Consider the following 12,329-nt stretch of genomic DNA (forward strand, 5'->3'; position numbering starts at 1 on the left):
ACTAGGACGCGGATCGGGGCGGGGCAAGCGGGCTGCGCGCCATAAGGAAAGGGCCGGGACGCGCAGCGCAGATCCCGGCCCCCAAGGCTGTCTTGCGTCCCGGCTCAGGCGCGGGACGCTGCGGGCTCCGCCGGCTCGGGGCGGCCGAGCGCGCGGCGCACCAGCACGAAGAACAGCGGCACGAACAGCACGCCCAGCACCGTGGCCGAGACCGTGCCGCCCAGCACCGTGGCGCCGATGGTGTTGCGGCCGTTCGCGCCGGCGCCAGAGGACAGCACCAAGGGCAGCACGCCCAGTGAGAAGGCGACCGAGGTCATGATGATCGGCCGGAACCGCTGCCGCGCCGCCTCGACCACCGCATCGTAAAGCGGCTTGCCCTGTTCGGCCTGTTCGCGGGCGAATTCGACGATCAGGATGGCGTTCTTGCCGGTCAGCCCGATGACCGTCAGCAGGCCGACCTGGAAGAACACGCCATTGTCGAAACCGCCCAGCCAGGCCCCGACCAGCGCGCCCAGAACGCCGATCGGCATGGCCAGCATCACCGCGAAGGGGATCGACCAGCTTTCGTAAAGCGCGGCCAGGCACAGGAACACCACCGCCAGCGACAGGCCGTAAAGCAGCAATGTCTGGTTGCCGGCCTGCTGTTCCTCCAGCGACAGGCCGGTCCAGGCCACGTCGAAGCCAGCGGGAAGCTGCGCGGCCAGCTCCTCGATCGCGGCCATGGCCTGGCCGCTGGAGACACCCGGCGTCGGGCTGCCCTGGATCTGCATGGCGGGCACGCCGTTATAGCGGTCCAGACCCTGCGGCCCATAGCTCCAGCGGCCGTCGGCGAAGTTCGAAAACGGCACCAGCCCGCCCGAGCTGTTCCTGACCCGCCACTTGTCGATATCGGTCGGCACGGCGCGGGAATCGGATTCGCCCTGCACATAGACGCGCTTGATGCGGCCGCGGTCGATGAAGTCGTTCACATAGCGCCCGGCCCAGGCGACCGAGAGCAGGCTGCCCACATCGGTCGCCGTGACCCCCATGGCGCCTGCCTTGCGCCAGTCGATGTCGAGATTGTATTGCGCCGCGTCCTCCAGCCCGTTCGGCCGGGCCGACGCGATGCGGTCGTCCTGCCCGGACATGCCCAGCAACTGGTTGCGCGCATCCAGCAATTGCTCATGGGCCTGGCCGGCACGGGCCGGCACGGGCCTGCAGGTAGAAGTCGAAGCCCGAGACGTTGCCGAGCTCGATCACCGAGGGCGGAACGATGGGGAAGGCCATGGCGTCGCGGATGCCCATCAGCGCCGGGAATGCCCGCCCGGCGATGGCCTGCACCGACTGCTCGGCGCCGGGCCGCTCGCTCCAGTCCTTGAGCCGCAGGAAGGCGATGCCCATGTTCTGCCCCGATCCGGCGAAGCTGAAGCCCGAGACGCCGAAGAAGGACTCGACATTGTCGGATTCGTTTTCCGCGAAATAGTGCTGGATCTGGTCGATCACCGCATCCGTGCGCTCGCTCGTGGCGCCGGTGGGGCCCTGGACCAGCACGAACATGATGCCCTGGTCCTCGTCGGGCAGGAATCCGGTGGGCGTGCGCAGGAACAGGAACACCATGGCCGCGCCGATGCACAGGTAGATCAGCATCATCCGCAGCGGGCGGCGGATCAGCCAGTTCACCGAACTGCCATAGCCGTGGATGGTGCGGTCGAAGCCGCGGTTGAACAGGCCGAAGAAGCCGCGTGTCTTGTGGCCGTGCTCGTTCTTCAGCAGCGTGGCGCAAAGCGCCGGCGTCAGCGTCAGCGCCACCAGCACCGACAGGCCCATGGCCGAGGCGATGGTGATGGCGAACTGCTTGTAGATCACGCCGGTCGAGCCGCCGAAGAAGGCCATCGGCACGAAGACCGCCGACAGGACCAGCGCGATGCCGATCAGCGCGCCGGTGATCTGGCCCATGGACTTGCGCGTCGCCTCGCGCGGGTCCAGCCCTTCCTCCTCCATGATGCGCTCGACGTTCTCGACCACGACGATGGCGTCGTCCACCAGAAGGCCGATGGCCAGCACCATGGCCAGCATGGTCAGCGTGTTGATGGTGAAGCCAAGCGCCGCCAGCACGCCGAAGGTGCCCAGAAGCACCACCGGCACCGCCAGGGTCGGGATCAGCGTCGCGCGCCAGTTCTGCAGGAACAGCAGCATGACGAAGAACACCAGCACGATGGCCTCGACCAGCGTCTTGACCACCTCCTCGATGGAGATCAGCACGAAGGGCGTGGTGTCGAAGGGGATGACGTAGTCCATGCCCTCGGGGAAGAAGCGGGCGAATTCCTCCATCCGCGCCTTGACCCGTTCCGCCGTGTCCAGCGCGTTCGCCCCCGAGGCCAGGCTGATCGCCATGCCCGAGGCCGGCTGGCCGTTGTAGCGGGCATTGGTCATGTAGTCCTCGGCGCCGATCTCGACCCGGGCCACGTCCTTGAGCAGGATCAGCCCGCCGTCCTGCTCGGCGCGCAGCACGATCTGCTCGAAATCCTCGGGGGTCGAGAGCAGCGATTGCGCGGTGACGGTGGCGTTCAGCATCTGCCCCCGGGGCGCGGGCTGGCTGCCGAAGGAGCCGGCCGAGATCTGCGCGTTTTCCGACGAGACCGCCGCCACCACGTCCGAGGGCGTCAGCTCGTAGGCGGCGAGCTTCGAGGGATCGAGCCAGATCCGCATGGCATATTGCGCGCCGAAGACCTGGACCGAACCCACGCCCTCGACCCGGCTGAGGTCGTTCACGAGGTTCGAGATCAGGTAGTCGGCCAGGTCCACCTGCTCATAGCGGTCGTCGGCCGAGGTCAGGCCGATGACCATCAGGAAGCCCGAGGCGGATTTCTCGACCGTGATGCCCTGGCGCTGCACCGGCTCGGGCAGCAATGCGGTGGCCTGTGCCAGCTTGTTCTGCACCTGCACCTGGGCGATGTCGGGATCGGTGCCGGTCTCGAAGGTCAGCGTCGTGGTCGAGGTGCCGGCCGAGGTCGAACTGGACGAGAAATAGCGCAGCCCATCCAGCCCGGTCATCTGCTGTTCGATGATCTGGGTGACCGTATTGGCGACCGTATCGGCCGAGGCGCCGGGATAGGTGGCGCGGATCGTCACCGAGGGCGGCGCGATCTGCGGATATTGCGCCACCGGCAGCGAGGTGATCGACAGCAGCCCGAGCCCCATGATCAGGATCGAGATCACCCAGGCGAAGACCGGACGGTCGATGAAAAAGCGGGCCATGTGCGGTTCCTGTCCTGTTCCCTCGCGGCGTCCGGGGTCAGTTCGCCGGCTGTTCGGCGCCGGCCTCGGTTGCGGGCTGCGCATCCTCGCCCTGGCCCTCGGCCTCAGCCTCAGCCTCAGCCTCAGCCTCAATCTCGGGCTGGGTGGCGGGCTGCTCTGCTTCTCCGGCCTCGGGCGCGGGTTGTTCTCCGGTGTCGGCGGCTTCGGGCGTGGGCTCGCCGGCATCCGGGGCGGCGCCCCCTTCGGCGGCCGCCGGCGCGGCGGCCTGGCGTTCCTCGGGGGCGACGGTCATGCCGGGGCCGATCTTCTGCAAGCCCTCGACGATGATGCGGTCGCCGTCATTCAGCCCCTCGCCGACGATCCAGCTGTTGCCCATGTCCTGAAGGATGGTCAGGGGGCGCTGCTCGACCGCGTTGTCGGCATTGGCCACCAGTGCGACGGGCTGGCCGCGGCGGTCGCGGGTGACGCCCTCTTGCGGGGCAAGGATCACGTTGCGCGCCGTGGCCTGCTGGACGACGGCCTGCACATACATGCCGGGCAGCAGGATGCCGTCGGGATTGGCAAAGGACAGCCGCAGCGTCACCACGCCGGTCGTCTCGTTCACATAGGGCTCGGCGGCGGTCAGCCGGCCTTCGTGGCCGTATTGGGTGCCGTCCGCCAGGCGCAGCGTCACCTTGCGGTCCTGCTGGCCCTCGGCGTCCTGCGCAGCCATCTCGCGGCGGAAGCGGATGAGCTCGGCCGCCGATTGCGTCACGTCCACATGCACCGGGTCGAGCTTGCGGATCACCGCAAGCGGCGTCGGCTGGCTGGCGGTCACCAGCGCGCCCTGGCTGGTCTGCGCGAGGCCGATCACCCCATCCAGCTCGGCGCGGATCGTGGTGCGTTCCAGTTCGATCCGGGCGGTCTGCAGCTGCGCCTCGGCGACCTTGACGGCGGCCTCGGCGGAATCGCGGGCGGCGATGGCATTGTCGGTCGTGCTTTCGCTGGCGACGCGGCGGTCGCGCAGGGCGCCGACGCGCTCGGCCTCGCGGCGCGCCGCCTCGGCCTGGGCGCGGGCCTGGGCCACGGCGGCCTCGGCCTGGGCCACGGCGGCCTGATAGGTGGTGGCGTCGATGCGGAACAGCGGGTCGCCGACCTTCACATGGCTGCCTTCCTCGAACAGGCGCTCGGTGACGATGCCGTTGACCTGCGGCCGCACCTCGGCCTCGGCCGAGGCGGTGACGCGGCCGGGCAGGGTGGTGGTCAGGGCGACGTCCTGGGCATGGAGCGTCACCACCGTCACGGCCGGCGGCGGCATCTGCGAGGGATCCTGTCCCAGGGCGGCCAAGGGGGAAAGCCCCGCCGCAAGCGGAAGGATCACGGAAATCGCCATGCGGCGCGATAGCGCGAACATCGTTTTGCTCCGGCATTTGCTGACGCAAGCATAACGAACAGTTTCGCACAGGATGATCAATCCCAAAATCGTTTCGGACCGCGACGTTGCATCACCGGCCGCGCTCCGCCGAAAGGCCGGTGGGGCTGCGGGGAAACGTCGCCATCGCCCAGGCGGCGCGGGGGCTTGAGTATTTGGGGAACGAAGAAGCGCCGGGCGCAGATTGGCCTTGCGGCGGTCGGCGCGAGACAGTAAGCAATCCGGGCCTCGCGGGTGTAGCTCAATGGTAGAGCCGCAGCTTCCCAAGCTGAAGACGAGGGTTCGATTCCCTTCACCCGCTCCAGCCTTTCCCGCAAGCCGATCGGTTCAGCGCAGGCCCATCTCGGCCAGCGCCCGGGCGATTTCGGGCGGCAGGTCCGGCTCGTCCCCACGTCCCGCCGGCAGGTCTGGCGGGGCCTCGGCGCCGGGCAGGTAGCGCCAGCCCTGGAAGGGGCGGCGGGGCACGGCGGCGACGCGCACCAGCTCGGGGTCGAGAATCAGCGCGCAGCGGCGGATGCCGTCCTCGCCCAGCACCTCCTGCAATTCCAGGACGCGCTGGCGGGCCTGCATCACGCCCTTGAACACCCAGTAGATCGAGCCGCCGTCCAGCAGTTCGGCCTCGCGCTTGGGCCACATGCGGGTGACATGGCGGGCCGGGCCGCCGCCGAAGCGGTGCTTTTGCCAGGCGGCGAGTTCGGCCGGATCGTCGCAGCCGACGCAGAGTTTCATCAGGTTCAGGGACGCGCTCATGCGCCAGATATAGCCCGGCGGCCGGCGGGCGCAACCGGCAGTCCGGGCATCGGGGCCTTGAACCCGGCAGCCTGCGGCGTTACGCCCGGGTGCTGGCTTTGGGAAACATCATGTCCGATCCGATTGCTCGACCGTTCCGCAGGCAATCCCTGCCGGAATTCATCGCGATGCTGGCGCTGATCTTTGCCGTCATCGCCTTCTCTATCGATTCCATGCTGCCGGCGCTGCCCGAGATCGCGGCGGCCCTGACGCCCGGGAACGTCAACCGCGCACAACTCGTCCTGACCTCCTTCGTCGGCGGCCTGGGGCTGGGGCTGTTCGTCGGCGGTCCGCTTTCCGACGCGCTGGGGCGCAAGCCGGTCATCATCGCCGGTTTCGCGCTTTACGCCCTGGCGGCCGTCGCCGCGGTCTTTGCCGATTCGCTGGAGCTGCTGCTGGCGGCGCGTTTCGTGCAGGGCATCGGTGCCGCCGCCCCGCGCATCGTGGCGCTGGCCATGGTGCGCGACCTGTATCAGGGGCGCGAGATGGCGCGGATCACCAGTTTCGTCATGATGATCTTCATCCTGGTGCCCGCGGTCGCGCCTTCGATCGGCGCGGTGATCATTCATTTCGTCGGCTGGCGCGGGGTGTTCGGCTCTTTCGTCGTGCTGGCGCTGATCGGCAGCCTGTGGCTGAACCTGCGCTGCCCCGAGACCCTGCCCGAGGCCGTGCGCCGGCCCTTGAACCTGCGCAGCCTGGCCGCTGCCGCGCGCGAGGTCATGGGCAACAGGCAGGTGCAGCTGGTGACGGTGGTGATGACCCTGGGCTTCGGGCAGATGTTCGCGCTGCTGAGTTCGGCCCAGCAGCTTTTCTCGGACACCTATGGCAAGGGCGAAAGCTTCCCGCTGTGGTTCGCCGCGATGGCGCTGCTGTCGGGCAGCGGGACGGTGCTGAACGCGCGCTATGTCATGCGGCTGGGCATGCGGCGGATCGTGGGCTGGGCCTATGGCATGCAGGTGCTGGTTTCGGGCGTGATGTCGGTTCTGGTGTTTGGCGACCTGCTGCCCGAGGCGCTGCGCTTTCCGGCCTTCTTCTTCTGGGCGGTCAGCGTGTTTTTCATGGCGGGCGTGACCTTCGGCAACCTGAACGCCATGGCGTTGCAGCGCATGGGCCATGTGGCGGGGATGGCGGCCTCGGTCATCGGGGCGCTTTCGACGCTGGGGGCGGTGCTGATCGCGGCGCCGGTCGGGCTGCTCTATGACGGCACGGCGCGGCCCATCGTCCTGGCGACGCTGGTCTGCTCGGCGCTGGCGCTGGCGCTGATGCGCCATGTGCGCGAGCACTGAACCGCGCCGTGGCGGCGCGTGCCGCGGCGGCATGTTCGAGTTACCCACAACGGAATGCGCCGCGGCCCCTTGCGCCGCCGCGCGAGCTGGCCTAAAGAGCGCCGGTGTCGCCGGCCATGGTGCCGGTGCAGGCGTGGCCCGTTCGTCTATCGGTTAGGACGTCAGGTTTTCAACCTGAAAAGAGGGGTTCGACTCCCCTACGGGCTGCCAACGCCATGCTTTCATCCATGATCTCGATGCTCTCCAGGACGCTGCGCGCGAATGCGGGCGGCTGGGAACCAACGGCCTCGGGTGCTTGCCACCGCAGGCGGGTCACGGGATCCTGTCAGCCGGGATGGAACGGAAAGATCACCGGCACGAGGCTCGTGGCCACGACCAGCGCGATCAGGACCAGCGGCAGGCCGATCCGCGTGAAGTCCCAGAACCGATACCCGCCCGGCCCCACGACCAGCGTGTTGACCGGCGACGAGACCGGCGTGAGAAAGGCGGCCGAGGCCGCCAGCGCCACGGTCATCGCGAAGGGATAGGGCGACAAGCCCATCTCGGCGGCCAGCGCCAGCGCGACCGGACCCATCAGCACCGCCGTCGCGGTGTTCGAGATGAACAGCCCCAGAAGCGCCGTGGTCGCGAAGATCACCGCCAGCGCGATGCGCGGGTCGGCATCGCCGATCATCGCCCGCAGCCCTTCGGCCGCAAGGTCGACGCCGCCGGTCTTTTGCAGGGCGAGCGAGAAGGGCAGCATCCCTACGATCAGCACCAGGCTTTGCCAATGGATCGAGCGATAGGCCGAGGGCATGTCGACGCAGCCGAAAAGCCCCATCAGCAGACAGCCGATCAGCGCCGCCAGCACGTTCGGCACGATGCCGGTGATCATCATCGCCACCACCAGCCCAAGGATGATCACGGCGGGAACGGCGCGGAACGGCGCCTCCAGGACCTCGTCCACCTCGCCCGGCAGGGCAAGCACGACCAGGTCGCGGCCGCGGTGCAGCTGCCGGATGCGGTTCCACCTGCCGATCGCCAGCAGCACATCGCCGCCGCGCAGAACCGTCTGGGCATCCACATCCTCGTCCGGCTGGTTGTCGCGGCGCAGGCCGACGATGGCGAGGCCATAGACCGACCGGAACCGCGACTGCGCGATGCTCTTGCCCGCCAGCGGCGACCCCGGCGGCACGATCAGCTCGACCATGCCGATCTCTTGCGCCCGATCGGTGAAATAGGCGCCCGAGATCGGCAGGCGGTGCAGGCCGTGGGCAGTGCAGAACGCCTCGATATCCGTGCTCTTCCTGAAGACGTCGAGAAACAGCACGTCGTCCGCCTGCAACACGGAATCGGCCTTGGGCTGGATCAGCCGGCGCCCGTAGGGGGTCGACCGCTCGATGCCGAGGATGTTGACCCCCGCCGTGCCGCGCAGGTCAAGCTGGTCGAGCCGCTTGCCCATAAGCGTGGAACTCGCCCCGAGGCGAAGCCGGAATTCGCGCTCGGCCAGCCCGTAGCTGTCGATCCAGTCGGCAAGCCTGGGGCGCGAGGCGGGTGCGGCGGGGCTTTCGACGGCCAGCCAGCGCCGGGCGACCAGCATATAGCCGATCGCCAGCACCAGGATCGGCACGCCGAAGGGGGTAAAGTCGAAAAAGCCGAATCCCTGATGCCCTTCGCGGCGCAGCAGGCTGTCGAGCACGAGGTTCGGCGCGGTGGCGACCAGCGTCATCATTCCGCTGATCAGCGCGGCCGCGCTGAGCGGCATCATCAGCCGCCCCGGCGCCGTGCCGATGTTCGCGGCGATCCGCAGCACGATGGGGATGAAGATCGCCACCACGCCGGTCGAGCTCATGAATGCCCCGATTCCGGCCACCGAGGCCATCAAGAGCATGACCAGCCGCATCTCCGACGCGCCGGAATGGCGCACCAGCAGATCGCCGGTGCGCTGTGCGACGCCGGTGCGCACGAGCGCCTCGCCCAGAACGAACAGCGCCGCGATCAGGATGATGTTGGGATCGCTGAACCCCGCCAGCGCCTCGTCGAGCGTGATGATCCCGGTCAGCGGCAGCGCGACCATGACCAGGATGGCGACCACGTCCATGCGGGGCCGGTTGATGGCAAACATGGTGACGGCTGCCGCCAGCAGCCCCAGGACGATTGCCAGATCCGTCGTCATCGGTCCCTCTCTCTACGCGGTGATGCCGTCCGTTTTCGCATGGAAGGGATCGGGGTGTAACCTCGGCAACGCGATTGTCCAGCGTCTGGCCGCCTGATGACATGGCCAGGGGCGCAGGCACGCCGGTTCAGCGGCGGGGCAGCAACTCGCCGGGGGCATGGCCGTAGCGGCGCCGGAAGCCGGTGGCGAAATTCGCGGCGCTGGAATAGCCGGCCATCGCCGCCGCCTGCTGCACCGTCGCCCGTCCCTCGCGCAGGGCGGCATGGGCGCGCTCCAGCCGCTCTTTGCGCACATGGTCGAAGACGCTCATGCCTTCGGCCAGCCGGAACAGCCGTTGCAGGTTGCCGGGGCTGGTCCCGGCGGCGCGGGCGATGGCGGCGACGCTGGTGGCGGCCAGCGGGTCCTCGGCCACGAAGGCGCGGGCGCGGGCCAGTTGCGCCAGCTCGCGCCGGTTCAATCCGGCCGACCCGCCCGCCGGCACGGCGGAGATCGCGGCAATGGTCTCGGCCACGATCTCGACGGCGCGGGATTCCAGATAGAGGCCGCGCAGCGTCGGCAACGGAGGGGCGGGGGCAAAGACTTCGGCGATCAGGCCCAGCATGCGCGGCGGCAAGAGCCAGCGGTGATCGACGAGATCGTCGCCCAGCCTTCGCTCGCCCGCCGAGAGGCCGGCCGCCGCCAGCGCCTCTTCGGACAGCCAGGGCAGGTCGGCCGAGATCACCAGGTGCCGCAACCGCTGCCGCCCGCGCGAGACGCGGTGGAACCGTTCGGGCTCCCGGCAGATGAAGGCGGCGCCGGTCAGAGGCGCATGGCCTTCGTGGCGAAAGGACAGCGCGCGCGAGCCGATGTGCAGGTCCACCGCGCCATCCAGGAAAAACACGCAGTTCAGCCCTTCGCCCAGCATCGAGGTGACGGCAAAGGGATGCTGCTCGACCGCATCGCTCAGATGCAGGGTCAGGCCGGGGCGCAGCTCATGGTTCAGGAAGGCGCCGCACATCAGCGTCTGGTCGTCGCTCAGATCGGCCGGGCTGTCGAACTCGACCCCCGCGCGGCCCAGCATGTCGCCGACGCGCAGCGCGCTCTCGGTCGGCTGGGGCTGGGGGTCGGCTGAACGCATGATCCGGGTCCTGTCGCGGTGGCGGCTCGGCAGCATGGCGGGCAAGGTTCTGCGCTGGCGCAAAGCTGTTCTGGTCTTGTGCAAAGGCCGCGGCATTGCTGCCAGCCGGCCCGCTGCTCTAGTCCTAGCTTATCCTGACAGGATCAGTCAATTAATGCGAGGATGCGGATGCGGCGGCATGGCAAGACGGCAATGGGCAGGCTGCTTTGGCAGGGAACGGCTTTGGGGGCGCTGGCGATCGCCGGCGCGGCCGGGGCGCAAGATGCCCCGGTGACGCTGGACGAGGTGGTGATCGAGGGCTCGTCGCCCTCGGCCTTCGTCGCCAAGCGGGCGCGCGGCGCTGCCAAGACCGACACGAGGCTGGTCGAGACGCCGCAGGCGGTCAACGTGGTCTCGACCCGCGAGATCGAGACGCGCGGCGCCCGCACCGTGGCGCAGGCATTGCGCTATACCCCCGGCCTGCATCCCGAGCCGAACGGCTATGACATCCGCTATGACTGGCTTTATGTCCGCGGCTTCAACGCCTATGGCACCAGCTGGCTGAACGGGCTGGTGCTGCCCGGTGATCCGAGCAACTACGCCACCCCGAGCGTGAATCCCTATGCGCTGGAACGGGTCGAGGTGATCAAGGGCCCCGCCTCGGTGCTTTACGGCCGCAGCGAGCCGGGCGGGCTGGTCAACCAGGTGATGAAGCGTCCCGAGGATGCCGCCCGGCGCGAGGTCGAGCTGGGCCTGACCTCCTTTGGCGGGGCGCAGTTCGGCTATGACTTCACCGGACCGCTGTCCGACCAGTTCAGCTATCGCATCGTCGGGCAGGTGCGCGACAACGGCACCCAGGTCGATACCGAACGCGACCGCCAGTTCATGCTGGCGCCCAGCCTGACCTGGCGGCCCGGCGATGCGACCGAACTGACGCTTTACGCCTATTACCAGAAGGACGATCCCAAGAACTTCAATCCGCGCTTCTATCCGGCGGTCGGCACGCTGATCCGAAATCCCCTTGGCCAGATCCCGCGCGACATCCATCTGGGCGATCCGGCGCTGAACCAGTTCAACCGCAGCTTCCGCGCGGTCGGCTATGAGTTCAGCCATGAGCTGAACGACACCTGGACGCTGCGCCAGAACCTGCGCTACGGCAAGGCCCGGCAGGACATGCTGCTGGTGCTGGTCAACCCGGCCTTTGCCTATGGCGCCCCGGGCACGGTGCTGAACCGCGCCTCGGCGATCTCGGACGATTACGTCACCAGCTTCGCGGTGGACAGCCAGATCGAGGGCCGCTTCGCCACCGGCGCGGTCGAGCATCGGATCCTGGCGGGAATCGACCATGTCCGCGCCGATTCCAGCACCAATTTCGGCAATGGCGTCGCCGGCGTTCCGCCGCTGGACTATCGCGACCCGGTCTATGGCACCGTCGGCATCCCTGTTCCCGCCGTCACCCGCTCGGCCCTGCAAGAGCAGCGCCAGACCGGGCTCTATGTTCAGGACCAACTGCGCTACGGCAATTGGATCGGTACGCTGGGCCTGCGCCATGACTGGTCGCGGATCGAGACGCGCGACCGCATGTCGGATGCGCGCTATGCCAACAAGGACAGCCAGACCTCGGTCCGGGCCGGCGTCACCTACCTGATGGACAGCGGCCTTGCCCCCTATGCCAGCTATTCGACCGGCTTCCTGCCGCTGCTGGGGCTCGACGCCTCGGGCGAACCCTTCGAGGCGCAGAAGACCCGCCAGTTCGAGATCGGCATGAAATACGAGCCCAGGGACGGGCGCGGCCTGATCGCGCTGTCGCTCTATGACCTGACGGTGCGCAACGCGCTGACGCCCTCGGCGGAAAATCCGCTGCTCAATGTGCAAAGCGGCAAGCAGCGCGTGCGCGGCGCCGAGGTCGAGGCGAAATACGTGCTGGACCCGGAATGGACGCTGGCCGCCGCCTATGCCTATTCGGACTCGAAGGTGCTGCGCTCGGGACGCGAGGGCGAGGAGGGTCGCGAGATGCTGACCCTTCCCAGGCATCAGCTGACGCTTTGGGCGGATTACAGCCCGGCGGCGGTGCCGGGACTGCGGCTGTCGGCCGGGTTGCGGGCCATGTCGGACTACCAGACGGATGTGAGCTACAATCCCGACCTGCGCATCCCGGGCCGCGGCCTGGTCGACATCGCCGCCGCCTATGAACTGGGCGAGGTCCGGCCCGAATGGCAGGGGGCCGCGGTGCAACTGAACGTGACCAACCTGTTCGACAGGACCTATGTCAGCCATTGCCGCAACGCCACCGGCGGAAGCTGCAACTATGGCGCCGCGCGCGAAGCCACGCTGAGCGTGAAATACCGCTGGTAA

At 68.4% G+C, this 12,329-nt stretch carries 6 protein-coding genes, 2 tRNA genes and 1 pseudogene; 4 read left to right on the top strand and 5 right to left on the bottom strand.

Going from position 1 to position 12,329, the window contains the following annotated elements; translation table 11 throughout:
* Positions 1-104: 104 nt before the first annotated feature.
* Positions 105-3,237: pseudogene (locus BLT64_RS04685) on the bottom strand (efflux RND transporter permease subunit).
* Positions 3,238-3,274: 37 nt separating this feature from the next.
* Complete coding sequence (locus tag BLT64_RS04690) at positions 3,275-4,630, bottom strand: efflux RND transporter periplasmic adaptor subunit (RefSeq protein WP_011748075.1); 1,356 nt, start codon at positions 4,628-4,630, stop codon at positions 3,275-3,277.
* Positions 4,631-4,878: 248 nt separating this feature from the next.
* Here BLT64_RS04690 and BLT64_RS04695 point away from each other — a divergent pair.
* Positions 4,879-4,952, top strand: a tRNA-Gly gene (locus BLT64_RS04695).
* Between the two features lie 23 nt (positions 4,953-4,975).
* Here BLT64_RS04695 and BLT64_RS04700 read toward each other — a convergent pair.
* Complete coding sequence (locus tag BLT64_RS04700) at positions 4,976-5,398, bottom strand: DUF1489 family protein (RefSeq protein ID WP_011748074.1); 423 nt, start codon at positions 5,396-5,398, stop codon at positions 4,976-4,978.
* Between the two features lie 110 nt (positions 5,399-5,508).
* On the opposite strand from BLT64_RS04700, the gene BLT64_RS04705 reads away from it, so the two are divergent.
* Together BLT64_RS04705 and BLT64_RS04710 are read left to right on the top strand one after the other, a co-directional pair.
* A complete protein-coding gene (locus tag BLT64_RS04705; RefSeq protein ID WP_011748073.1) occupies positions 5,509-6,723 on the top strand; it encodes a multidrug effflux MFS transporter in 1,215 nt (404 codons plus the stop codon).
* 135 nt (positions 6,724-6,858) lie between these two features.
* Positions 6,859-6,933 (top strand) — tRNA-Glu (locus BLT64_RS04710).
* A 115-nt stretch (positions 6,934-7,048) separates the two neighbouring features.
* Here BLT64_RS04710 and BLT64_RS04715 read toward each other — a convergent pair.
* Together BLT64_RS04715 and BLT64_RS04720 are read right to left on the bottom strand one after the other, a co-directional pair.
* Positions 7,049-8,878, bottom strand: a complete 1,830-nt coding sequence (locus tag BLT64_RS04715) for an SLC13 family permease (protein ID WP_011748072.1) — start codon at positions 8,876-8,878, stop codon at positions 7,049-7,051.
* A 127-nt stretch (positions 8,879-9,005) separates the two neighbouring features.
* The gene (locus tag BLT64_RS04720; RefSeq protein ID WP_011748071.1) at positions 9,006-9,995 is read right to left on the bottom strand and encodes a helix-turn-helix transcriptional regulator; all 990 of its coding nucleotides are present in this window, start codon (positions 9,993-9,995) and stop codon (positions 9,006-9,008) included.
* A gap of 192 nt (positions 9,996-10,187) precedes the next feature.
* Here BLT64_RS04720 and BLT64_RS04725 point away from each other — a divergent pair, with 192 nt between their 5' ends.
* A complete protein-coding gene (locus tag BLT64_RS04725) occupies positions 10,188-12,329 on the top strand; it encodes a TonB-dependent siderophore receptor (protein ID WP_198140498.1) in 2,142 nt (713 codons plus the stop codon).

Origin of the sequence: Paracoccus denitrificans, from assembly GCF_900100045.1 — a bacterium.
Taxonomy (GTDB): Bacteria; Pseudomonadota; Alphaproteobacteria; order Rhodobacterales; family Rhodobacteraceae; genus Paracoccus; species Paracoccus denitrificans.